Origin of the sequence: Yinghuangia sp. YIM S09857 (genome assembly GCF_051388915.1) — a bacterium.
Taxonomy (GTDB): domain Bacteria; phylum Actinomycetota; class Actinomycetes; order Streptomycetales; family Streptomycetaceae; genus Yinghuangia.
On record NZ_JBPKBH010000004.1, the window covers coordinates 437730 to 461062 of the forward strand.

The following is a 23333-nucleotide window of genomic DNA, read 5'->3' on the forward strand; positions in this document are numbered from 1 at the left end:
GCCCAGGGCCGCGACGGCGGCGCCGACGCGTACCGCGGTGGTGCCGCCGTCCAGATCGGTCGCCGCCACGGCGGCGTCCAACGGGGCCGTCACGGCGGCGAGTTGCGGGGCGCCGACGGCCAGGAGCGCGGCCAGGGCCACGGCGGTGTAGACGACGAGGGTGATGCCCAGGGCGATCGGGATCGCGCGGGGGATCGTGCGGGCGGGGTCGCGTACCTCCTCGCCGAGGGTGGCGATCCGGGCGTAACCGGCGAAGGCGAAGAACAGCAGTCCGGCGGATTGCAGGATGCCGTAGGCGCTCGCGTCCGGGAACGGCTCCAGGCGTGCGGCGTCGGCCGTGGTCAGGCACGCCGCGACGACGAACGCGAGCACGGTCAGCGTGGTGGCCACGATGACCCGCGTCAGCCACGCGGCCTTCTGCACCCCGTGCAGATTGAGCAGCGTCAGCAGCGCGACGGCGCCGACACCCGTCGCCCGCGTGTACTCCGGCCAGATGTACGCCCCGGCCGTCATCGCCATCGCCGCGCAGGACGCGGTCTTGCCGACCACGAACGCCCAACCCGCGATGTACCCCCAGAAGGGGCCGAGGCGTTCGCGCCCGTAGACGTACGTGCCACCCGACTCCGGATGCCGCGCCGCGAGCCGCGCCGACGAGGTCGCATTGCAGTACGCCACCACCGCCGCGATCCCGAGGCCCACCAGCAGCCCGGGTCCGGCAGCCCGCGCGGCCGGCCCGAACGCGGCGAATACGCCCGCACCGATCATCGATCCGAGGCCGACCGTCACGGCGTCGCCGGTACCGAGGCGTCGCGCGAGCACTGCGGACCGCGTCGAGGGCGCGGAAGCGGGGAGAGGCATGTCGGGGGAGGTCACCCGACGTGCATACCAGGTAAGGGTCTACGACGGATGAATGACACCTGAACGCCACACGCGGCAGTTCACCGAAGCGGGGCGAACAGCCCGGTCAGGACCCGGTCAGAGAACGGTCAGCGCGCCGGGCCAGGGTGGCCTCACCAGACCGTCGACCAACCCCGTCCGCCACCCCAGGAGCGCCAGCGATGCCCCCACCCACCCCGCCCCCGGCATCCGAGCCCATGGCCGCATCACCCCACGCAACGCTGCGCGGCCCCACCAACACCGTCGAACTACGCCTGGTGCGCCGCGCGGTCACGGGCCAAGACCCGGACGCTCCCGACACATTGGAGGCGGCCTTCAACACCCCCGACGCCACGGTCATCGCACGCCTCGCAGCGTCCACCGCACCCGACCTGACCGTACGCCTGCGCCACCACCGCGTAGCAGGCGACATCGGCCTCCTGGTCCTGGAGTGCATGCCCGACAACGCACCCCGCTCCGAACGAACCACCACCGAAACAACCCGCCAATCCCCCGACGGCTTCTGGCGCTACGCCGTTCCCGTCCCGACCCCCACGCCGACCTGAGCACCAACGGGAGATCAGAAGAGCACGTCAGGTTCCCGCGCCTCCGGCTCACGCAGAGCAGCCGTGAAGTCCCCGGAGTTATCGACGGTCAGAAGCCCCCAGCCCGCGAGGAGGCGGGTATCGACCAGGACGAGGCCCACAGCGGTGCTCAAGTAGAGATCGGGACCGATGACGTGGCGGATTTGTCCGGCGACGGTGTCCCCGGGCGCGAGCACGGCGACTTCGCGGGACGCCCCGACACCGTCTTCCGGCAGGCCGTACGCGGCACCGTGGTCGGTCGCCGGGTGGTGAACCGGAGTGAGCGTTTCCGGCCAGTTCGGCAGGCCGTGCGCCGTGGTTCGCATGTCCTCCAATGCGCGGAGGCGTTGGGCGGGTTCGCCCGGTCGCCGGCGCGCGGCGCGCTTCGTCCGGGAGGTGACGCGGTCGGGCAGTCCGAGCACGGCGCCGAGCACGTTTTCCGTCCGACGTGCGGTCGGCAGCGAGCCGTGTCCGATGATCACGGACGCGAGCGCGCCCTGTTCGAGGAGCCGGGCTCTGCCACGCTCGACCGCGGTGATGCCGACCTTGACCGTGCCCTCGCCGTGGAAGGCGAGGTAGACGGCGAACGGGCGCGGGTCGTCGATCCGGGTGTCGGCGGCGATGGACGAGGAACGGTCCGCGGCCACGCAGCCAAGGCACTGGCCGCCCCGGATGTGGGGTGCGACGGGTGATTTCGTCAGGCACGGGATGCGCCGTCCGCCGCGCCACACGCCGACGCACATCCGGTCCGCACCGACACCGAAGGCCAATGGCTCCCCAATGCGGAGGGAACTTGAGATCTCCGCGTCAATCGCGTTCGGATGCTTCCACATCAGAGAAGGCGCGTTCGAATCGGACGGGTTCCAGCGCAGCCCTGTCGGCCTCCAGACGCTCGAAGGGTCGTGGGTCATTGCGGCTCCCAACTCCGGTGGACGTCGGCCGGCGTCCATTGAGGGCGCTCGTCAGGCGGAGGGCGTGGGGGTTACGACTACTACATCGGCGCGGGTGATGGCGGGGTCGGCTTCCAATTCGCTTGTCAGGTGCGTCACTTGGGTGAGCAGCTGGGTTGTGGGGGCCGCGGCGACGGCTGGGGTCGGGACTACGCGTACGGATACCAGGAGTTGTCGGGGGCCTACGAATACTGCCGTCACTTCGGGGGCTTCGGCGATCCAGGGATGGGCGAGGATGCGGGTGCGGAGGCGGTCGACGATCTCGTCGGGGGCGGACTCGTCGATGAGGAGGGCCTTGTTGCGGTGGGCCAGTTGCCAGGCGACCAGGACCAGGAGCAGGCCGATCAGGATGCTGGACGCCGCGTCCCACATCGCGGAGCCGGTCCAGGAGTGCAGGCCGAGTGCGGCGAGGGCCAAGACCAGGCCGACGAGGGCGGCGGAGTCCTCCAGGAACACGGTTGCGGCGGTGGGGTCGGAGCCGCGGCGGAGCTGGGTGGCGAGCGTACGGTTGCCGGCTGCCGCCTCGGCCTTGAGCTGTTTGTGGGCCTGCCGCCAGGAGACGGCCTCCAGGACCACGGAGACCAGGAGGACCGCGACGCCGACCCAGACCGACTCCAGCGGTTCGGGGTCGAGGAGGGAGCGGATGCCTTCCTGGATCGCCAGTACGCCACCGACGACGAAGATGCCCATGGCGGCGAGGAGCGCCCAGAACCAGCGCTCCTGACCGTAGCCGAAGGGGTGGCGGCGGTCGGAGGGGCGGTCGCTGCGCCGCAGTCCGATGAACAGCAGCATTTCGTTGCCGGTGTCGGCGAACGAGTGTGCGGTCTCCGCCCACAACGACGCCGATCCCGTCACCATGGCCGCCACCGCCTTCGCGACGGCGATGGCGAGGTTGGCCGCGACCGCGACGACGACGGTACGCAGGCTCTCGCCGCCGTCGGGTGCCGCGGCGGCCTGGGGATCGCCGGGCTCCGGTGCCTCGTGGCTCATGCGGTGCTCCTGCGGGAGGGGATGGGCGGTCCACGCCGACGGAGGCGCCGCCTGGGCTCGCGGGCGAACGGTGCGGCCGTTCTTCGGCCACGCGGAACCGGGGTGAACCGGGCGAACCGGGTGTCAGATGCGAAAGCTACCCGTTGGGCAGCGCATACTCCGGCAGGCCGCGCGCGCCGCGGCGGTGGGTGGCCCGTTCGTGCCGAGTCGGCGCCCGGGGTGCGGCGCCCGGTCCGACCGGGTCCCGGGGAGACGGAGCCCGTGCCGGGCGACAGTGGATTGCCGGGTGCGGCGCGCTAGTCGGCGTACCTCACGCGCACCGAGCCGTCACCCGTGCTCAGGTCGAGGGTGCGCGTCGCGTCGGGGTCCTGTTTGATCTGGATGCTCTGGCTGCCGTCGCCGACCTTGACCGTGGTGCGGTACGCGTCCCCGGTGCGGGGGAGGGTGAGGCGGAGGCTGCCGTCGCCCGTGGACGCCTTCACGCCGGCCGGGGGTTCGGTGAGGGTGAGGCTCACGCCGCCGTCGCCGGAGGAGACGACGACCGCGTCGGCCGCCGTGCCGGAGACCGAGACGGAGCCGTCGGAGGTGGCCAGTCGGAGTGTCGCGGCGCGGACGTCCCGTACGGTCATCGAGCCGTCCTCGCTGCGCAGGTCGAGGTCGGCGGTCAGCGAGCGGACCGAGATGGAGCCGTCGCCGCTGCGTACCTTCACGGTCTTCACGGACGGCGGCACGGTGACCGTGTAGTCGCCGTCGCAGTCGACGGAGAAGAAGGACGGGCAGTTGGTGCCGAGCCTCAGGATGCCGTCGGTCAGGGACCACTCCGGGTCGGCCCCGCGGATGCTCTCGGTCGTCTTGCGGTCCACGTGCACGCGGCCGGGCTCGCCGGGCACCAGGTGGACCGCGCCGTCGTCGCTTTCGACGGTCAGCGACTCGCCCGGCAGGTCGAACTGCGTTGCGGCCGACACGTCGTGGCTCGACAGCAGGACCAGCCCGGTGAACGCCGCGGAGCCCACCAGGCCGGCGAACAGCGCTCCCGAGATCGAGAACAGCGCGATGCGTGCCGGCCTGGCCATGGTGTGCTCCCCGAGGATCGTGCCCCGCCGTGTCGTACGCCGGGACTGATCACCCTATGAGCGCGGCCCCGCGAACGTGCGGGTCGGGGGCGCCGCGTGGCGCGCCGCGCGACCCGGCCCGCGCGCCGTGGACAGGGCCGCCGACCCGGCGTCAGGCGTGCGTGCCGTGGACAGGGCCGCCGACCCGGCGTCAGGCGTGCGTGCCGCCGTCGATGCGGATCTCGGTGCCGGTGATGAACGCCCCGTCGTCGGACGCCAGCATCGCGATGACCCCGGCGACCGTCTCCGGCCCGGCCATCGGCGCGCCGCTCGCCGACTCGACGTCCGTGTCGAGGATCGGGCTCAGCTTCGCGAACAGCGACCAGTCGGTGTCCTCGGGGAGGTAGCCGCCGGTCGCGTCGGTGATGCCGGACTTGATGCTGCCGGGCGCGACATTCACCGCGCGCAGGCCCTGCTTGCCGTATTCGAGCGCGAGCGCGTGGGTGAACGACTGCACGCCGCCCTTGCTCGCCGCGTAGGCCGCCATGTACGGGTGCGCGAACGCCGCGGATGTCGAGCTGAAGTTCACCACCACGCCCCGGCCGGTCGCCAGCAGCGCCGGCAGGGCCTCGCGCGTCACCAGGAACGTGCCGGTCAGGTTGACGCCGACGATGCGGTTCCACAGGTCGAGCGACGTCTCGTGGGTGTGCGCGGCGCGCAGGATCCCGGCCGCGTTGACCAGCACGTCGAGGCCGCCGAGGTCGTCGACGGCCTTGGCCACGCCCGCGACGACGTCGGCCTCGTCCGCGATGTCGAGGACGAGCGTGTGCAGGCGCGCGGTGTCGAGCCCGGCGTCCGCGGCGCGGGCCTCGGTGGACTTGAGCCCGTCGGCGGCGACGTCCGCGGCGACCACGGTGCCGCCCTCGGCGAGCAGGCGCAGCGCGGTGGCCTGGCCGATGCCGGAGCCCGCGCCGGTCACCAGGATGCGGCGGTTGTCGAAGCGGTTCATGGGGAGCCTTCTTTCTGGTCCGGGGCCGAGTGCTTGCCGGAGCGGCGCCGGTCCGGGGCGGTGACGAGTCACCGGGAAATTATTGGCACGTAATGCCAAACGTACATGATCTGCCGATAATTCCGCAGCCGGACGCTAGGCTGTGCGCATGACGAGTACGCGCCGGGGTCCGGGCCGACCGTCGCTGACCGAGCGGCGCAAGGAGGACACGCGCACCGAGGTGTCGCGGGTCGCCGCACGGCTGTTCACCGAGGACGGCTACGACACGACGACCGTCGAGGACATCGCCGCGGCGTCCGGCATGGCGCTGCGCACCTTCTACCGCTACTTCCGGGCCAAGGAGGAGACCATCGCGCCGCTGCTCGCGGCCGGCACGCGGGACTGGGTGGACCGGCTCGCCGACGCCGACGCGTCGCTGGGTCTCGTCGACGCGCTGCTCACCTCGTACCGCGGCTCGGTGCGCCACGCCCGCACCGCCGACGGTATCGCCGAGGACCAACTGCGGGCCCTGCTGCGCCTGGTCGGCGGCCACTCCGCGCTGCGCGCCGTGTGGCTGAACGTCTACCGCGACACCGAGGACCGCCTGCGCCCCGCCATCGCCGCGCGCGTCGGCGCGTCCCCGGACGACCTGGACGTGCAGCTCGCCGCCGGTACGGTCAACACGGCGGTGCGCATCGCGATGGAGCGCTGGGCGGGCGGCGAGACGTCCGTACGTTCCGCCGACGAGGCCGTCGGGCGGGCCCTGCGCGCCGTCGCCACAGGCGGACTCCTGGCGCGCTGACCGCGCTTGCCGACCGCTTCTGCCGGACGCCGGCCTATCCGCCCCCAGTTGGCGCCTTGGCCGGCGACCACCCCTGCCGGCCGCCCCGCCGCGGACCGCGCCGCCCGCCTGTTCGCCATGTCCCGTGCGGCACCGGGAGGTTCAAGCCTTCGGGTGAACCTTTCACCCGACACGGTGGCGCCCGTACGGATGCGGCCATTCGGGCAACCAGTCTGTTCCCATGGCCTTCACGAGCAACTCCAAGAGTGACACCACGCAGGAACGCCCTGGCGACGACAGCGGCCAAACGGCCCCGTCCCGCCGTTCGTTCCTCACCGCCGCGGGCGCGACCGCCGTCCTGCCCGCGGCCGGTGCGCTGTCAGCCCCCGGGACCGCGGTCGGCGTCCCGGCGCAGCGCGACGTCGACCCGGTGCGCTGGAACACCTGCGTCGCGGTGGCCCGGCAGCTCCTGCTCGTCGGCGAGCGCGACGAGGACCTGAAGCTCAAGTACCTCAAGATCCTGATCGAGGACGGGCTGCCCAAGACCACGGCCCCCAAGCACGTCATGATCATCGGCGCGGGCATCGCCGGGCTGGTCGCCGGCACGCTCCTCAAGCGCGCCGGACACCGTGTCACCATCCTGGAGGCGAACGGCAACCGCATCGGGGGCCGGATCAAGACCTTCCGCTCGGCCCCCGGCGGCCAGGACTCCGCGCGGCCGTTCGCCGACCCCAAGGCCACCGCCGAGGCCGGGGCCATGCGGCTGCCCAGCTTCCACCCCATGACGCTGGCGCTGATCGACAAACTCGGCCTCAAGCGCCGCCCGTTCCACCTCGTCGACGTCGTCCCCGACACCGGCAACCCGGCCGGACGGCCGCCCGCGGTCGAGTACCAGGCGTTCAGCGGCGAGACCTGGCGCTACGGGCCCGAGACCACCGACTTCCGCGCCCCCGACAAGCGCAACAACACCTGGATCCGCGCCAACGGCGTGCAGCAGCGCAAGCACGAGTACGCCAAGGCCCCCGACCCCATGCACGGCGGCTTCGGCCTGCCCGCGGGCGGCGGAACGATGGGGGAGCGCTGGGCGAACGCGCTCGCCCCGGCGTACGCGAAGATCACCGCCACCCGGCCGGACGGCACCCGCGAACCGCTGCCCCTGCCGCAGCGCATCGAGGGCTGGGCGCAACTCATCTACGACTACGACGAGTTCTCGCTGCGCCGCTTCATGTCCGAGGTGGCGAAGTTCGACACCGCGACCATCGAGGCGCTCGGCACCCTGGAGAACCTGACCTCGCGCCTGCCGCTGTCGTTCCTGCACAGCTTCCTCGGCCACACCGACATCAACCCGTCGGCGACCTACTGGGAGATCACCGGCGGCACCGCGGAACTGCCGTACGCGCTGCTGCCGGAGCTCAAGGACGACATCGTCATGAACCGCCGCGTCACGCGGCTGGAATACCGCAACCCCGCGGACCCCGCCGCCAGGACCACCCACCTGGCGCCCGGCGGCAGCGCGGTGTGGGTGCACACCGTGCGCGAGGCCGGCGGCAACGACCAGGACTCGGGCACCGAGCTCCCGGGCGGCGAGGTCTACCAGGCCGACGTCGCCATCGTCACCATCCCGTTCTCGGCCCTGCGCCACGTGCAGGTCGAACCGGCCTTCTCCTACCCGAAGCGCCGCGCGATCACCGAGCTGCACTACGACGCGGCCACCAAGGTCCTGCTCGAGTTCTCGCGCCGCTGGTGGGAGTTCGACGAGGACCAGTGGCGCAAGGAGCTCGACTCGATCCGCCCGGGGCTGTACGAGCTGTACCGCACCGGCCGGGCCGGCAAGGACGCGGAACTGGTCGGCGCGCACTACTCCGTGGACCGCGCGCAGATCACCCCGGGCCTGCTGAGCCGGTACGCGGCCGCACCGCAGGCCGCCGGGGACCAGCCGCCCGCGGTCCAGGCGGTCGGAGGCGGGTCGGTGAGCGACAACGCGAACAGGTTCATCTACCACCCGTCGCACCCGACCGCGGGCAACAGCCCCGGGGGCGTGGTCCTGGCCAGCTACACCTGGGCCGACGACGCGCTGCGCTGGGACTCGCTGGACGACGACGAGCGGTACGCGTACGCCCTGCGCGGCATGCAGGAGGTCTACGGGCGGCGCGTCGAGGTCTTCTTCACCGGGCACGGCGCGACGCAGAGCTGGCTGCGCAACCGCTACGCCTGCGGCGAGGCCGCGGTGTTCACCCCGGGCCAGTGGACGACCCTGCACCCGGCCGTCACCACGCCCGAGGGGCCCGTGCACTTCGCGGGCGAGCACACGTCGCTCAAGCACGCTTGGATCGAGGGCTCGCTGGAGAGCGCGGTGCGGGCGGCGCTGGAGGTCAACGGGTAACCGGGGTAGTCGGGGCATCGGGTGGTTGCGCGTGCCGGGTTCGGGTTCTTGGGGCGGCCCGGGCCCGGCACGCGCGGCCGCCGCGTGCGGCGGCCTACCCGTCGGGCGTGTTCCACGCGGGTCCCGCGCGCGGGATCTGCGCGCGGGTCCCTGGGCGGATCCGCGTGCGGATCCGCGTGCAGATCCTCGGTGTAGATCCCCGTGCAGATCCGCGCGCAGATCCCCGCCCATATCCCGCGCGCAGATCCTCCGCGCACATCCCGCGCGTGCAGATTCTGCGCGCCTGCCGGTCCCACCCCCGCGTGCCGCCCGTTTCGCGGCCGCGGGATGTCGCAGGCCCGCCGGTCCCACCGGCGCGTGCCGCCGCCTTACGGCCGCGGGATGTTGCGCAGGTTCGAACGGGCCATCTGGACCATCCGGCCCACCCCGCCGTTGAGCACCATCCGGCTCGCGGACAGCGCGAAACCGCTGATCTGTGCCGAGGTGATCTTCGGCGGGATGGACAGCGCGTCCGGGTCCGTGACCACGTCGACCAGGACCGGGCCGGGGTGCGCGAACGCCTCGCGCAAGGCGCCGCGTACCTGTCCCGGCTTCTCGACCCGGATGCCGCGCGCCCCGGCCGCCGTGGCGATCGCCGCGAAGTCGGTGTGCGGGTAGCGCGTGCCGTGCGGCGGCAGGCCGTCGACCATCATCTCCAGGTCGACCATGCCCAGCGACGAGTTGTTGAAGAGCACGATCTTGACCGGAAGGTCGTACTGCACGAGCGTCAGCAGGTCGCCCATCAGCATCGAGAACCCGCCGTCGCCCGACATCGACACGATCTGCCGCTTCCGGTCGATCAGTTGCGCGCCGAGCGCCTGCGGCATCGCGTTCGCCATCGACCCGTGCACGAACGAACCCAGCACGCGGCGCTTCCCGTTCGGCGTGAGGTAGCGGGCCGCCCACACGTTCGACATGCCGGTGTCCACGGTGAAGACCGCGTCCTCGGCCGCCTCTTCGTCGAGGACCGACGCGACGTACTCCGGGTGGATCGGCACGTGCTTCTCGACGTTCCTGGTGTACGCCCCGACCACACCCTCCAGCGCGTCCACGTGTTTCTTGAGCATCCGGTCCAGGAACGCCCGCGAGGACTTCGCCCGCACACGCGGCAGCAGGCAGCGCAGCGTCTCCCGCACGTCACCCCACACCGCGAGGTCCAGCGACGTGCGCCGCCCGAGGCGTTCCGGCTGCATGTCGACCTGCACGGTACGCACGTCGCGCGGCAGGAACTCGGTGTAGGGGAAGTCGGTGCCGAGCAGGATCAGCAGGTCGCACTCGTGCATCGCCTCGTAGGCCGCCCCGTACCCCAGCAGGCCCGACATGCCGACGTCGTACGGGTTGTCGTACTGGATGTGCTCCTTGCCGCGCAGCGCGTGGCCGACGGGCGACTTCAGCTTGTCCGCCAGCTCCATGACCTCGGCGTGCGCGCCCGCGACGCCGCGGCCGCAGAAGAGCGTGACCTTGTCCGCCTCGTCGACGAGCTCGGCCAGCCGGTCGATCTCGCCGTCGCCCGGCCGGATGGTCGGACGCTCCGACGCCATCGCGAGCTCCACCGACCCCTCCGGCGCGGCCAGGCTCGCCACGTCGCCCGGCAGCGTCACGACCGACACCCCGCGCCGCCCCACCGCGTGCTGGATCGCGGTCTGCACGACGCGCGGCATCTGCTCTGGCGTCGAGATCATCTCGGAGTAGTGGCTGCATTCCTCGAACAGGCGGTCGGGGTGCGTCTCCTGGAAGTAGCCGGTGCCGATCTGCCCGCTGGGGATGTGCGAGGCGAGCGCGAGCACCGGCGCCATCGAGCGGTGCGCGTCGAACAGGCCGTTGATGAGGTGCAGGTTGCCCGGCCCGCAGGAGCCCGCGCAGGCGGCGAGGCGGCCGGTGAGCTGCGCCTCCGCGCTCGCGGCGAACGCCGCCACCTCTTCGTGGCGCACCTGCACCCATTCGAGGGCGCTGTTGCGGCGGATCGCGTCCACGACCGGATTCAGGCTGTCGCCCACCACCCCGAACATGCGCCGGACCCCCGCGCGGGCGAGGAGGTCGACGTACTGTTCCGCAACGGTCTGCTTGGCCATGCGCGGGGCTCCCTGGTGTCTGCGGTCCGGTGTCCGCGGTCCGGCGTCCGCGGTCCGCGAATTCTCCGCTACGAACCGATCATCGCGTCATATGACCGTTTGTCCGGTCCGACACGGCGGCACACCTGGAATCGGCGGCCGGGATCCGGGGGGCGGGAGCCCGGGGGTTCAGTTGCCGGCGGGCGGCAGCTCCCGGCCGAGGGCCGCGGCGAGGCGCTCGCGCAGCAGGTGGTACTCGGTCATCCGGCGTTTCAGGGGACCGGTCGGGCGTACGACCGTCTCCGCGCCGACAAGGCGCTGCCCGCGCCGGAACTGCTCGTAGGTCAGATCCAGTTCCAGACCGCTCGGCAGGCGGTTCCACCAGTGGTAGCCCGCGTCCGCGCCGCCTTCCAGTTCGACCCGTGCGAGGACCAGGTCGCCGCCGAACAGGTCGTGCACCGCGAGCGCGGTGATGTCGCAGTGCCCCCAGGCGGGATTGCCCGGGTGCCACGGCTCGCGCGCGGCGTCGTCGGGCGAACAGGTGTCCGCGGCCCAGGCGGCGCGGAAGGCGTGGTCCAGGGTGCGGAGCGACAAGGCGGCGATCATGACGAGGCAGGGTGTCACGCGGGTGTGACACGCGAAGGGCCGCTCAGCCCGCCGCCCCGAAGCGCTGCCGCAGGGCGGGCTTGCTGACCTTCCCGGTCCCCGTCGTCGGCAGCTCGTCCACGAAGTGGATCACGCGCGGGATCTTGAACCCGGCCAGGTGCGCCCGGCACAGCGCGACCAGCTCGTCCTCGGCCGGCGGCACGTCGCCCGCGACGACCACCGCGCACACGCGCTCGCCCCAGCGGGCGTCCGGCACCCCGATGACCGCGACATCGCGGACGCCGGAATGGGTGCGCAGCACGCCCTCGACCTCGCGGGCGCTGACGTTCTCGCCGCCGGAGATGACGATGTCCTTCTTCCGGTCGGCGACGTAGAGGTACCCGTCGGCGTCGAGGCGCCCGAGGTCGCCGGTCCGGAACCAGCCGTCCCGGAACGCCTCGTCGGTCGCCTTCGGGTCCTCCCAGTAGCCGTCGCACACCTGCTCCGCGCGGACCGCGATCTCGCCGACCTCCCCGGCCGGGACGTCCGCCCACGCGTCGTCGACGATGCGCAGCCCCACGCCGGGCCCGGGCCGCCCCGCGGCGCCCAGCAGCTCGGGGCGGTGCTCCTCCGGCGTGAGGAACACCGCGTTGCCGGACAACTCGGTGGACCCGAAGCCCTGCCCGAGGTCGCAGCCGATGACGTCGGCGGTACGGCGCAGCAGCTCCGGGGTGATGGGCGAGGCCCCGTACCCGATGCTGCGCAGGCGGCCGCGCAGCCGCTCGACGCCGTCCACGGCCAGCAGCGCGTCGATCATCGTCGGGGCGAGCGACATGCTGGTGACGCCGTGCCGCTCCACGAGCCCGGGCAGCGCCGCGGGGTCGTACTTGCGCATCACTACGACCGGGCGGGCGCGCATGTGGTGCATCGGGACCTGGTATGCCCCGGCGACGTGGCACAGCGGGAACGGCGTGAGGAACACCGTGTCGGCGTGTACCGGGCGGCGCGCGAGCGTCGTGCGCATCCCGGCGGTGAGGCTGCGGTGTGTCAGCCGGACGCCCTTGGGGACGCCGGTCGAGCCGGACGTGAACAGCAGCCAGGCCAGCGCGCCGTCGTCGGTCGGCATCGGGGCGGCCCCGTCGGCGGCCGCGGCCGCACGGCCTTCCGCCAGCAGCGCGTCCCATGCGTCAAAAGTGACCACCGGGCGCTCCCAGCACCCCGCGAGCCCGTTCGCGAGCGCGGGGTCGGCGAGCACCAGTTCGCTGCCCGAGCGGTTGAGCAGATCGGCCAGCTCCTTGCGGTGCAGACGCGGGTTGAGCGGGACGAGGACGCGCCCGGCACGAGGCACGGCGTAGCAGGCCACCACGTACTCGGCACGATTGTGCGCGACAATCGCCACCCGCCCGCCCGGGGACACCCGCGCCGCGACGGCCGCGGCCAACGCTTCGCACTGCTCCGCAAGCTGACGAAACGTCAGCCGTACGTCGTCCTCGGGGCAAATGAGCGCCACATCGTTCGGCGCCGTCTCCGCGGCCGACCGCAAGATCTCATGAAGCAACACCCCGCGAAGCTACCTGCCGGTCGGCACGACCGACAGCCCCGCCCCTCGGCGGCGTCGGAAAACGCCCCCGGCCGGACGAGGACCCCGGCTCAGTCCAGGACCGCCGTGGCCTCGATCTCCACCAGCAGGTCCGGCTCCGCGAGGGCGGCGACGCCGATGAGCGTGACGGGTTTGGTCGGGTCGACGCCGAGCTTCGCGGCCGCGCGTCCGACGCCCTCGCCGAGCAGCGGCATCTTGTCGGGCGTCCAGTCGACGACGTACGCGGTCAGCTTCGCGACGTCGTCGAACGACCCGCCGACGGCCGCCATGGCCGTGGCGATGTTGAGGTAGACCTGCTCCACCTGCGCGGCGAGGTCCCCTTCGCCGACCTTGCCGCCGCCGGCGTCGCGGGCCACCTGCCCGGCGAGGAACACGAGGCGGGACCCGGTAGCGACGGACAGCTGCCGGTAGACCTCGGGCTTGGGCAGACCGTCGGGGTTCATCAGGTGCACGGCCATGTCGGAACTCCTGCTCTCGAGTGACTCGGCTGGCGCCGCGGCCTTCGGCCGGAGCGGTTGTGTCGGCGGTGTATCCGCGGCGCCGGCTCCGCATCCGGGCGTCCCGCGATTCATAACATAACAACGCTATGTATTGTGACGCCATGGCCAGAACCAAGGACCCGGCGGTACGCACCCTGCTTCTCGCGAGAGCGGCGCACATGCTGCGCGCTCGCGAGCCGGTGACCCTCCGTTCCCTCGTCGCCGACACCGGTGTGTCGACGATGGCGGTCTACACCTACTTCGGGAGCATGGACGGACTCTGGAGCGCGCTGCGCCAGGAGGGCTTCACCCGCCTGGCGACCCGGCTCGCCGCCGTCGCACCGAGCACGGATCCGGTGCGGGATCTGGCGGCGCAGGGGGCCGCGTACGTTGCCAATGCGTTGGACGCGCCGGACCTCTACCGCGTCATGTTCGACGCGGACTACGAACTGGAAGACCCCCAGGCGGCCGACGACACGCTGCACAGTCTCGTACGCAACATCGCCCGCGCGAAAGAGTCCGGCCGCTTCGGCGACACCACCGATCCGCTCGAACTGGCCACCCAGAGCTGGGCGATCGGCCACGGCCTCGCGTCCCTGACCGTCACCGGCCCCCTCCCGCACGACGCGCTGACCTACGCCGTGCCCATGCTCACCGCCCTCTACACCGCCGCAGGCGACGACCCCGCCCGCTGCCACCGCTCCGTCCGGCGAGGCTGGCAACCGACGCCCTGACGCCACGTAAGGCACGATGCCCCTCATGGACCCCTTCGTCCTGAGCGCCTTCGCCGCCAACCCCGCCTTGCCACAGCCTCTGCTCGACCGCCTGATCGCGACCGCGGACCCCGACACCGCCGCCGGACTCGCCGACCGCCCCGACCTCACCCGTCCCCAGGCCCTCGCGCTGGCCGCCCGCGCCGAGGCGGCAGCGGTACGCCTCGCCCGTTCCGGCCGCCTCACCTCCGCCGACGTCGATCCCGTACGCCAACCCCTCGCCGCGCTCGCGCTCCTCCACGAAGGGGCCGCTCCGGCCGCGTGGGCCCGCCGCCTCGCAGGAGATCCGCGTGCCGAGATCCGGGAGAGCCTCGCCGGGTGCCCCGACCTCCCGCCGGATGTGACCGAGGCCCTGGCGTCCGACCCCGAATGGCGGGTCGTCGCCGAACTGGCCTTGTGGGCAACGCCGTCCACGGTGGCGCATCTCGCGCGGCACCCACATATGGGCGTGCGCCGCGCCGTCGCGGCGAACGAATCGACCCCGCCGAGCGCCCTGGCCGCCCTCGTCACCGGCGAGGGCCTGCCGCCCGCGAGCGCATGCCATGTGTGCGACCAGGAGGCCATCCCGTTCACGCACGATCCGGACTGCCCGCGGCCGGACTGCACGCTCTTGCCCGGCGACGCCTGCGACGGTACGCACCAGTCGACCGCGTACGACATCCTGCTCGCGGCGCTGGCGAACGCCGCAACACCCGCGGAGGCCGTCGTGCCGTTCGCCGGGAACGCCTCCACGCTCGTGCGTTGGGCAGTTGCCGCGCGCGGCGACCTTCCCGCGGCCGTGTACGCCAGGCTGGCCGTGGACCCGATCCCCGGCGTCCGTGCCACCGTGGCAGCCAATCCGGCGATCGGCGTCGAGGTGATGTGTACCCTTGCCGCCGACCGCGGCCACGACGTGGCCCGCTCACTGGCCCACAACCCGGGCGTGCCGCTCGACATCCTCGTCGTCCTGGCCGGCGCCACGCGGATCGGCCCTGCCTTGTTGCCCCGCGTCGAAAACGCTTCGACCGCCGAACTCACGCAGTTGGCGGCGTCGCCGAACGCCCGCGTGCGTCGCCTGGTCGCCCGACACCGTGGGCTGCCGCCGGCCGTACGCGACGCGCTCGCCGAGGACTCCGACGCGCGGGTGTTGTCGGCGATCGCGGGGCATCCGGGGCTCGGGGCCGAGCGCTTGGACGCCATGGCCGCCGCGCATGGTTCTCGCGTGTTGGCGGGGGTGGCGGGCAATCCCGACGCGTCACCTGAACTTCTGGAGCAGCTGACGGACCGGGGCCCGGTGGTGCGGGCGGTGGCGCGGGCGGTGCTCAGGCGTCCGGATGCGACCTCGGAGGCGGTGGTTCGTTGTCTGGAGGGAGATGCCTACAGTCGCCAACTCGCCGCTGAACACCCACGGTTGCCCGGAGAAGTCGTCGCCCGATTGCTTGCGGATCCCGACCCCTCGGTCGCCGCCGCGGCGGCGGCGAATCCGGCGTTGCCGCGATGGGCGTACCCGGACTTGTGATCGCCCACAGTGCGCCGGGCGAAGCCTGTCGGGCCCCGACTACCGGTCGGTATGCTCGCGATTGCCCGTGAGCTTCGCCGTCGCCCGCACTGGGAGATCGCCATGTCGAAGGCCCTGCGTATCTGCCCGTTGTGTGAAGCGACCTGCGGGCTGACGCTCACGATCGAGGCGGGCCGGGTCACGGGCGCGCGCGGGGACCGCGACGACGTGTTCAGCCGCGGGTTCATCTGCCCGAAGGGGGCGGCGTTTCCAGAGGTCGACAACGACCCCGACCGGCTGGCCGGGCCACTCGTGCGCGAGGAGGGGGTGCTGCGCGAGGCGACGTGGGACGAGGCGTTCGACACCATCGCGGCCCGCGTACGCCCGCTGATCGAGGACCACGGGAAGAACGCCGTCGCGCTGATCCTCGGCAATCCCAACGTGCACACCGTCGCGGGCGCGCTCTACCCGCCGCTGCTGCTGCGGGCCCTGGGCACGCGCAACTTCTACACCGCCTCCACGGTCGACCAGATGCCCAAGCACGTCTCCAGCGGCCTGCTCTTCGGCGACCCCTTCGCCATCCCGGTGCCCGACCTCGACCGCACCGACCACCTGCTGATGATCGGCGCCAATCCGCTCGACTCCAACGGCAGTCTGTGCACCGCGCCGGACTTCCCGGGCAGGCTCAAGGCGCTGCGCGCACGAGGCGGTACGTTCACGGTGGTCGACCCGCGCCGCACCCGCACCGCGCGGCTCGCCGACCGGCACCTCGCCATCCGCCCCGGTGCCGACGCCCTGTTCCTCGCCGCGCTCGCCCACACGCTCTTCGCCGAGGACCTCGTCCGCTTCGGCGACCTTGCCGGGCAGGTCGAGGGTGTGGACGAACTCCGTGAGGCGCTCAAGGAGTTCAGTCCCGAGGCGGTGGCCGCCGCGTGCGACCTGGACGCCGAGGCGATCCGCGAGACCGCCCGCCAATTGGCCGCCGCGCCCACCGCCGCCGTCTACGGGCGGGTCGGGGCGTCCACGGTCGAATACGGCACGCTCGGGAACTGGCTCGTCGACGTGCTCAACGTCCTCACCGGCAACCTCGACCGCCCCGGCGGCGCGCTGTTCCCGCACGGCCCGACCGCCCCGGCGCCCCGAAAGCCCGGTCCCGGCAAGGGGTTCGCGCTCGGCCGATGGGCCAGTCGGGTGTCCGGCCACCCCGAGGTCAAGGGCGAAATGCCGCTCACCGCCCTCGCCGAGGAGATCGAGACGCCCGGCGAGGGCCGGGTCCGCGTGGTCGTCGCCATCGCCGCCAATCCCGTCCTGTCCGCCCCCGACGGGCAACGCCTCGACGCGGCCCTGGAATCGCTCGACTTCATGGTGGCCGTCGACCCGTACCTCAACGAGACCACCCGGCACGCCGACGTCGTGCTGCCGCCGCCCCCGCCGTCGCAGAGCCCGCACTTCGACTACGCCTTCAACCAGTTCGCGGTACGCGCCCAGGCCCGGTACACGCCGCCCGCGCTCCCGCTCGGCCCGGGCCGCATGGACGAGTGCGAGATCCACGCCCGGCTGATCCTGGCCGTCTCCGGCATGCACGGCGCGCCACCCTCCGCCGTCGACGACCTCGCCATCGACACAACCCTCGCAAAGGCGGTAGCCGACGAGCGGTCGCCGGTGCACGGCCAGGACCCGAAGGCGGTCGCCGCCGAGCTCACCGGGGACAACGGCCCGGAACGCCGGCTCGACATGATGCTGCGGCTCGGCTCGTACGGCCTCACCCTCGACGCGTTGCGCGCCGCACCGCACGGCGTCGACCTCGGCCCGCTCGAACCGCGCCTGCCCGGCGTGCTGAAGACGCGCAGCGGGCGCGTCGAGCTGTTCCCGGCGCCGATCGAGGCGGATCTGCCGCGGCTGCGGGCGTCCCTCGACGTCGTTTTGGCCGCCGACACGCTCCGCCTGGTCGGCCGCCGCCACCTGCGCTCGAACAACAGTTGGATGCACAACATCCCGGCCCTGACCGGCGGTTCCAACCGCTGCACCTTGCAGGTCCACCCGGACGACGCGGCGCGCCTCGGACTCGTCGGCGGCGCTCCCGCCCGGATCAAGGGCGAGGGCGGCGAGCTGGAGGCCGAGGTGGAGATCACCGACGGGATGCGGCCCGGCGTCGTGAGCCTGCCGCACGGCTGGGGCCACGACCGCCCCGGAACCCGACTCGCGGTGGCCGCCGAGCACCCCGGCGTCAACGTCAACCAGTTGCTCGACGGCTCGCGCATCGACCCGCTGTCGGGCACGGCGGTGCTCAACGGCTTCCCGGTGCACGTCTCACCGGTGCCGGTGTCCCCGCCGCAGGCGCCGTCGATCGGCTGAGCCGCAGGCGCGCGTACGCTCCGTCCCCCCGGGGACGCCGGTAGCCTGCGCGCCATGGACCGCCACCTCGCCGTCGTCGACGACCTCCGCACGCGCCCGTTCGCCACCGACGACCACCGGGGCCGGGACGGCGAGGGCGGCCCGGGCTGGCATCTGCGGGACCTCGAAGTCAGCCGCGACTTCTGGGAGGACTCCGAGCGCCACCTGAGTGAGGACGTCTGGGAGGAGTACGAGGCACGGGCCGCGGCCCTCGCCGACACGCTCGACGTACGGTACGCATCGTTCGTCCGGGACGGCGGCCGCCGAACCGTCGGCCTCGCCCCGTACTTCGAGCGCGCGATGAACGGCGAGCTGCTGCCCGAACCGCTCGACCACCTCACGAACTTCGTCGTCCGGCTGTACGTGTGGACGTTCGCGGACCGGGACCGCTGGCTGGGCATCGGCGTCGGCCAGTACGACAAGGAGCTCCCGGTCCAGCTCATCGCCACCGTCGCCGCCGGCCCCGGACCCCGCTGAGGCCCCGGACCTGCTGGGGCGCGGCCCTGCTGAGCACGCGCCCGCTGAGGCGCGGACCCCGCCGATGCGCGGACCCTGCTGAGGCGCGGCGCCCCCGCGGGCCTCGACTTCGCGCACGGCGGCTGCTTCTATCGTGGGCCGCGGGCGGACAAGCGATCTTCGGTCGGCGGGAGGCAGTGGATGCGGTTCATCATGCTGGGTGCAGGGGCGATCGGCGGAGCGGTCGGGGGCAGGCTCGCGGCGGCGGGACACGACGTGGTCCTCGTCGCCCGTCCCGCGCACGCCGCGGCGATCCGGGCCGGCGGGCTCCGCATCCTCGACCCGGCGGGCGAGCAGGTGGTGGCCGTTCCGGTGGTCGAGCACCCGGAGGAGATCGAGTTCTCGCCGGAGGACGTCGTGATCCTCGGCGTGAAGACGCAGGACACCCTCGCCGCCCTCCGCGACCTCGCCGAGGCCGCCCCGGCGTCCACTCCGGTGGTCTGCGCGCAGAACGGGGTCGCCAACGAGGACATGGCCCTTCGGTCGTTCGACAACGTCTACGGCATGAACGTCATGTGCCCGGCGCTGTACGCCGAACCCGGCGTCGTGCAACTGCACTCCACGCCCGTCGCGGGAACCCTCGACCTCGGGCGCTACCCGAGCGGCACGGACGACACCGCGCGCAAGATCGCCGCCGCGCTGTCGACGGCCACGTTCCCCTCCGAGGCGCGCGACGACATCATGCGCTGGAAGTACGGCAAGCTCCTCTACAACCTGGCCAACGCCGCCGAAGCGCTCTGCGGCCCGGCCGTCCGCCGGGGCCCGGTCGCCGCCGCCCTGCGCAGCGAGACGGACGCCTGCTACGCCGCCGCGGGGATCGAACCCCTCCTCGAACCGGCCGACTCGCCGCGCCGCGGCTTCGTCGTCGACCTGCCGGTGCGCGGGGCGGACCGGGCGGGTGGCTCGTCGTACCAGAGCCTGCTGCGCGGCACGGGCGGGATCGAGGCCGACTACCTCAACGGCGAGATCGCCCGGCTGGGCCGCCTGCACGGCGTGCCGACGCCCGTGAACGCGGCCGTCCAGCGCCTCGCCAACCACCATGCCAGGCACCTGCTCCAGCCCGGGACGCTGACCGAGCCCGACATTCTGCGCGCGGCGGGCCTGGAGTAGCGCGGACGCGGAGCGCAGCGGATGTGGTGTGGATCACGTCCGTGCGAGGGATGAGTTCCGGCGGTCGCATCGGTCGTACAGGCAGGCGCACCGCACAGCGCGGGTGCGCCGGACGAAGCCGCACGGACCGCACAGCTCCGGGCGGCACAGCGCCGGACGACACAGCATTCGAGAGGACCCCGGACATGGCCGAGACGGTGAAGGGCCCCGCGTCGTACTTCCCCTCGATCGAGAAGAAGTACGGCCGTCCCATCGCGGAGTGGCAGGAACTCATCCGCGCCTCGCCGCTGCCCAAGCACATGGAGCTGGTCGGCTGGCTCAAGAGCGAACACGGCCTCGGCCACGGCCACGCCAACGCGCTCGTGGCGCACACGCTCGCCGAGGACAGCGGCAAATAGCCCGCATCCCGCCGTTGCCGAAGTGCGTTGTCGGGCGAGCATTTTCGGCGTTGTCAGTCCGGCCGCCTAGGGTCACGGACATCATCTCCAAGGAATCTGCGCCCTTGGTGACGGTGTCGGGCCCGCCTCGGAAAACTCGCACACGAGGCGGGCCTTCACCATGTCCGGGCCCGACGCGGCAGGGGTCGCCGCCGGTGACAGATGGCGAACTCCGCGCCCCACTCAGCCTGTTCCGACCTCAGCCGGTTCCGAAGGTCACCGGCAGCCGGTCGGGCCCGCGCAGGGCCGTGGTGAGCATCCCCTTCACGCGTACCTCCGCACCGCCGACGAGCCGCAGGTTCGGCAGGCGCTCCAGCAGCACCTTGAGCGCGACGCGCATTTCCGCGATCGCCAGGAATGTGCCGAGGCAGACGTGCGGGCCGTCGCCGAAGGCCAGGGTGGCCATCGCGCGCCGGGTGATGTCGAAGCGGTCCGGGTCGGGGTACATCTGCGGGTCCCGGTTGGCGGCGGTGATGCCGAAGATGAGCGGGGTCTCCTCGGGTATGTCGATGCCGTGCCAGTCGCGGACGCGGACCGGGCACATGCGCGGCAGGAGGCCGACCGGGGGCTCCCAGCGCAGCGCCTCCTCGACGGCCCAGGGGAGGTGCTCTTCCGGGTCGGAGAGCAGGATTTCGAGCTGGTCGGGGTGGGTGAGCAGGGCCAGCAGCGCGTTCCCGAGCCCGAGGTAGGTCGTGTCGGCGCCGGCCGGGAACAGCAGGCGCAGGAACGACAGGATCTCCTCGTCCGACAGCGTGCGGCCCTCGCCGTCCGTGATCGTGGCGAGAGTGGACAGCAGGTCGCCGCCCGGCGCCGCGCGGCGTTCGGCCACGATCGGCGTGACGTACGCGGTGAACTCCGCCGACGCGCTCTCGGCCGCCTCCGGCGCGAACGGGTAGTGGAACAACTCGTAGGCCCATCGCCGGAATTGCTCCTCGTCGTCGACCGGCAGCCCGAGCAGGCGCGTGATCACCTGGATGGGGTACTGGTGGGTGAACTCCGCGACGAGGTCGGCGGATCCGCGGTCCGCGAAGCGGTCGACGATCTCGTGCGCGAGCGGTTCGAGGATCCCGGCGACGTGCCCGTCCATCAGCCTGCGCCGGAACGCCGGTGCCACCAGGGCGCGGTTGATTCGGTGCTCCTCGCCGCTCATGCACTGGATCGTGTGGCCGAGCACGGCTTCCGTGGTCGCGGCGTAGATGGCGGCGGACGGGAACGACGTTTCGTCCTTGAACGCGGCGGTGACCCAGCCGTGCGTGAGGAACAGCAGCGCGCGGAACCCGGCGTAGGGCACGACCGCGTACGGCTTCTTGGCGCGCAGTTGGGCGAGGACCGCGTGCACGTCCTCGATGTCGTCGAAGGCGAAGTCGATCCCTTCGACGTCGGGGACGTCCATGAGCGCGGACTGATCGGACTGATCGGAAGGGGAACCCATCGACAGCTCCTCGACGTTCTCGCAGGTGACGAATAATCGTCATTCAACTGATGTATATTCGTTTCCGTTCCGGACTCTAAGACGCGCGTGCGGCCGATTCAAGGCTCGCGGAACGGACGGCCCTTGACCGAGACCCCCTCAGGCTCGCCCTCGCCTCCCACCGACCGCGTCGTGGCCGTCGTGGAGCTGCTGGCCGCCGATCCGCTGCCGCTGACGGTCGCGGACATCACCGCGCGCCTCGATCTCAACCGCTCGACCGCGACCGCCGTGCTGTCCGCGCTGGAGGCCACGGGGTGGGTGCGCCGCGACCCGGGAGACCGCGCGTACACCCTCGGCCCCGGCCTCCTCGGCGTAGCGGAAGCGGTGCACGCACGCGCGGGGGCCGCGGACACGCTCGTACGCGAACTCCACGACCTCGCCGAGCGCGTCGGGTGCGGCGTGGCGTTGTCGGAGATCGGTTCGGCGCAGATCACCTTCGTCGCCGTCGCGGGCGGGCCCGATGCGTTGCCGTCCGGCATCGCGGTCGGGACGCGGCTGCCCCTGCGGCCGCCCGGGGGCGCTGCCGTGATGCCGTGGCGGCCGCCTGCCGACCGAGAGAGCTGGCTCGCCCGCGCACCTCGGGGCGGCCGCGAGGAGTTGGCGGAACTGCTGGTGCTCGCCGGGGCCACGCGGGTCACGCTGTGGAGGCCAACGGCCGAGCACGGGCAACTGCTGGCCGTGCTGCGCGACGTCGTCGCCCTGCTGGACGCGCATCCGGGGCGGGCCGACCTGCGCTCGCGCGTGCTGGACCAACTCGCCGTCATCGGCGGGCAGCCGTACACCAAGGCCGACTTGGACGACGATCAGCCGCTGCCCCTCAGTTACCTGTCCGCGCCTGTGTTCGACAGCGCGGGCCGCCCGCGCCACGAACTCCAGATCGGCCCCCTGCGCGCGGCCGTGAACCGCGACGAACGGACCTGGTACATCCGCGAGTTGCAGGCCGCAGCCGAGCGCATCGGAGGAGCCTGACGTGTCCGCCCCCACCGGCCCGGCGCTACGCCGCCGGCGGGCCCGAGCGTGCCGCGGCCGGATCAGGCGGGGGCGGGCGTACGGTACGACCATGCAGCTCACCAAGATCGGCCACTCGTGCGTGCGCCTCAGCGCCAAGGGCATCACCATCGTCATCGACCCCGGCGCCTTCAACCCCGCCGACGTCCTCGACGGGGCGGACGCGGTCCTGGTGACGCACGAGCACTTCGACCACGTGGTGCCCGACCGGTTGCGGGCGGCGCTGGCCGCGAACCCCGACCTCCAGGTGTGGACGAACCCGGCGCTGAGCGCGCAGTTCGCGGACCTGGGCGGGCGCGTGCTGCCCGTGCTGCACGGCGACGTGTTCGAGATCGGCGGGGCCGGGGGAGTGCCGGTGCACGTGTACGGCGAGAAGCACGCCACCATCCACCGCGACATCCCGCTGGTCGACAACGTCGGATTCCTGGTGGACGGCGAGGTGTTCCACCCCGGCGACGCGCTGACCGTCCCCGAGGTCCCCGTGCCGACCCTGCTGACGCCCGCCGCCGCGCCCTGGATGAAGCTCTCCGAAGCCGCCGACTACGTACGCGAGGTCGCCCCGCGCCGCGCGATCCTCATCCACGACGCCGTCCTGAGCGACGCGGGGCGCGAGGTCCACACGCGCCTGCTCACCGGCCTGACCGAGGCCCCGGGCCGGGAGCTGATCACGGCGCCTCCGGGCGAGGCGCTGAGCCTGCGCTGATGGCGCCGCGCTGACACCCCTGGGCCGACCGCTCCACCGGGTCCGGAGTGCGCGGGCCGGGGGCACGTGATCAAAACCGGTTGGGG

The 23333-nt window shown here is 72.6% G+C and carries 21 protein-coding genes; 11 read left to right on the plus strand and 10 right to left on the minus strand.

Going from position 1 to position 23333, the window contains the following annotated elements:
* A partial coding sequence (locus tag ACRX5S_RS10825) for an APC family permease (RefSeq protein ID WP_436772619.1) occupies nucleotides 1-858 on the minus strand: 858 nt, incomplete at its 3' end.
* 200 nt (nucleotides 859-1058) lie between these two features.
* On the opposite strand from ACRX5S_RS10825, the gene ACRX5S_RS10830 reads away from it, so the two are divergent.
* Nucleotides 1059-1442 (plus strand): hypothetical protein, encoded by a 384-nt coding sequence (locus ACRX5S_RS10830; protein ID WP_436772620.1) that lies wholly within the window; start codon nucleotides 1059-1061, stop codon nucleotides 1440-1442.
* Nucleotides 1443-1456: 14 nt separating this feature from the next.
* On the opposite strand, the gene ACRX5S_RS10835 is transcribed toward ACRX5S_RS10830, so the two are convergent.
* The 4 genes from ACRX5S_RS10835 to ACRX5S_RS10850 form a co-directional block, all read right to left on the minus strand.
* Nucleotides 1457-2107: a DUF2797 domain-containing protein gene (locus ACRX5S_RS10835; RefSeq protein WP_436772621.1), complete on the minus strand. Its 651-nt coding sequence runs from the start codon at nucleotides 2105-2107 to the stop codon at nucleotides 1457-1459.
* Nucleotides 2108-2422: 315 nt separating this feature from the next.
* Nucleotides 2423-3400, minus strand: a complete 978-nt coding sequence (locus tag ACRX5S_RS10840) for a cation diffusion facilitator family transporter (RefSeq protein ID WP_436772622.1) — start codon at nucleotides 3398-3400, stop codon at nucleotides 2423-2425.
* 296 nt (nucleotides 3401-3696) lie between these two features.
* Nucleotides 3697-4473: a DUF4097 family beta strand repeat-containing protein gene (locus tag ACRX5S_RS10845; protein ID WP_436772623.1), complete on the minus strand. Its 777-nt coding sequence runs from the start codon at nucleotides 4471-4473 to the stop codon at nucleotides 3697-3699.
* A gap of 190 nt (nucleotides 4474-4663) precedes the next feature.
* On the minus strand, nucleotides 4664-5461 hold the full coding sequence (locus tag ACRX5S_RS10850) for an SDR family NAD(P)-dependent oxidoreductase (protein ID WP_436772624.1): 798 nt from the start codon (nucleotides 5459-5461) through the stop codon (nucleotides 4664-4666).
* 148 nt (nucleotides 5462-5609) lie between these two features.
* On the opposite strand from ACRX5S_RS10850, the gene ACRX5S_RS10855 reads away from it, so the two are divergent.
* The gene (locus ACRX5S_RS10855) at nucleotides 5610-6242 is read left to right on the plus strand and encodes a TetR family transcriptional regulator (protein ID WP_436772625.1); all 633 of its coding nucleotides are present in this window, start codon (nucleotides 5610-5612) and stop codon (nucleotides 6240-6242) included.
* Nucleotides 6243-6462: 220 nt separating this feature from the next.
* Complete coding sequence (locus ACRX5S_RS10860; protein ID WP_436772626.1) at nucleotides 6463-8604, plus strand: FAD-dependent oxidoreductase; 2142 nt, start codon at nucleotides 6463-6465, stop codon at nucleotides 8602-8604.
* Nucleotides 8605-8972: 368 nt separating this feature from the next.
* On the opposite strand, the gene ACRX5S_RS10865 is transcribed toward ACRX5S_RS10860, so the two are convergent.
* The 4 genes from ACRX5S_RS10865 to ACRX5S_RS10880 all read right to left on the minus strand — a co-directional run bounded on the left by ACRX5S_RS10865 (nucleotide 8973) and on the right by ACRX5S_RS10880 (nucleotide 13337).
* On the minus strand, nucleotides 8973-10715 hold the full coding sequence (locus ACRX5S_RS10865; protein WP_436772627.1) for a pyruvate dehydrogenase: 1743 nt from the start codon (nucleotides 10713-10715) through the stop codon (nucleotides 8973-8975).
* Between the two features lie 168 nt (nucleotides 10716-10883).
* Nucleotides 10884-11300, minus strand: a complete 417-nt coding sequence (locus tag ACRX5S_RS10870; protein WP_436772628.1) for a YunG family protein — start codon at nucleotides 11298-11300, stop codon at nucleotides 10884-10886.
* 43 nt (nucleotides 11301-11343) lie between these two features.
* Entirely contained in the window at nucleotides 11344-12840 is a 1497-nt protein-coding gene (locus tag ACRX5S_RS10875; protein WP_436772629.1) for a class I adenylate-forming enzyme family protein, read from the minus strand.
* 89 nt (nucleotides 12841-12929) lie between these two features.
* Nucleotides 12930-13337: a RidA family protein gene (locus ACRX5S_RS10880; protein ID WP_436772630.1), complete on the minus strand. Its 408-nt coding sequence runs from the start codon at nucleotides 13335-13337 to the stop codon at nucleotides 12930-12932.
* Between the two features lie 143 nt (nucleotides 13338-13480).
* Between ACRX5S_RS10880 and ACRX5S_RS10885 the strand changes: the two genes are divergently transcribed.
* The 6 genes from ACRX5S_RS10885 to ACRX5S_RS10910 all read left to right on the plus strand — a co-directional run bounded on the left by ACRX5S_RS10885 (nucleotide 13481) and on the right by ACRX5S_RS10910 (nucleotide 20026).
* Nucleotides 13481-14092: a TetR/AcrR family transcriptional regulator gene (locus ACRX5S_RS10885; protein WP_436772631.1), complete on the plus strand. Its 612-nt coding sequence runs from the start codon at nucleotides 13481-13483 to the stop codon at nucleotides 14090-14092.
* Between the two features lie 25 nt (nucleotides 14093-14117).
* Nucleotides 14118-15629 carry a hypothetical protein gene (locus ACRX5S_RS10890; RefSeq protein WP_436772632.1) on the plus strand — a complete coding sequence of 504 codons (1512 nt, stop codon included), beginning with the start codon at nucleotides 14118-14120 and terminating at the stop codon, nucleotides 15627-15629.
* A gap of 102 nt (nucleotides 15630-15731) precedes the next feature.
* The gene (locus ACRX5S_RS10895) at nucleotides 15732-17963 is read left to right on the plus strand and encodes a molybdopterin oxidoreductase family protein (protein WP_436772633.1); all 2232 of its coding nucleotides are present in this window, start codon (nucleotides 15732-15734) and stop codon (nucleotides 17961-17963) included.
* Nucleotides 17964-18017: 54 nt separating this feature from the next.
* On the plus strand, nucleotides 18018-18479 hold the full coding sequence (locus tag ACRX5S_RS10900) for a hypothetical protein (protein ID WP_436772634.1): 462 nt from the start codon (nucleotides 18018-18020) through the stop codon (nucleotides 18477-18479).
* A 180-nt stretch (nucleotides 18480-18659) separates the two neighbouring features.
* Entirely contained in the window at nucleotides 18660-19628 is a 969-nt protein-coding gene (locus ACRX5S_RS10905) for a ketopantoate reductase family protein (protein WP_436772635.1), read from the plus strand.
* 185 nt (nucleotides 19629-19813) lie between these two features.
* Complete coding sequence (locus tag ACRX5S_RS10910; protein WP_436772636.1) at nucleotides 19814-20026, plus strand: DUF4287 domain-containing protein; 213 nt, start codon at nucleotides 19814-19816, stop codon at nucleotides 20024-20026.
* A 238-nt stretch (nucleotides 20027-20264) separates the two neighbouring features.
* Here ACRX5S_RS10910 and ACRX5S_RS10915 read toward each other — a convergent pair whose 3' ends face one another.
* Nucleotides 20265-21497, minus strand: coding sequence for a cytochrome P450 (locus ACRX5S_RS10915; RefSeq protein ID WP_436772637.1), 1233 nt, complete (start codon nucleotides 21495-21497; stop codon nucleotides 20265-20267).
* Nucleotides 21498-21620: 123 nt separating this feature from the next.
* Between ACRX5S_RS10915 and ACRX5S_RS10920 the strand changes: the two genes are divergently transcribed.
* The gene (locus ACRX5S_RS10920) at nucleotides 21621-22505 is read left to right on the plus strand and encodes an IclR family transcriptional regulator (RefSeq protein ID WP_436772638.1); all 885 of its coding nucleotides are present in this window, start codon (nucleotides 21621-21623) and stop codon (nucleotides 22503-22505) included.
* Between the two features lie 91 nt (nucleotides 22506-22596).
* Nucleotides 22597-23247 carry an MBL fold metallo-hydrolase gene (locus tag ACRX5S_RS10925; RefSeq protein WP_436772639.1) on the plus strand — a complete coding sequence of 217 codons (651 nt, stop codon included), beginning with the start codon at nucleotides 22597-22599 and terminating at the stop codon, nucleotides 23245-23247.
* Nucleotides 23248-23333: the final 86 nt, after the last annotated feature.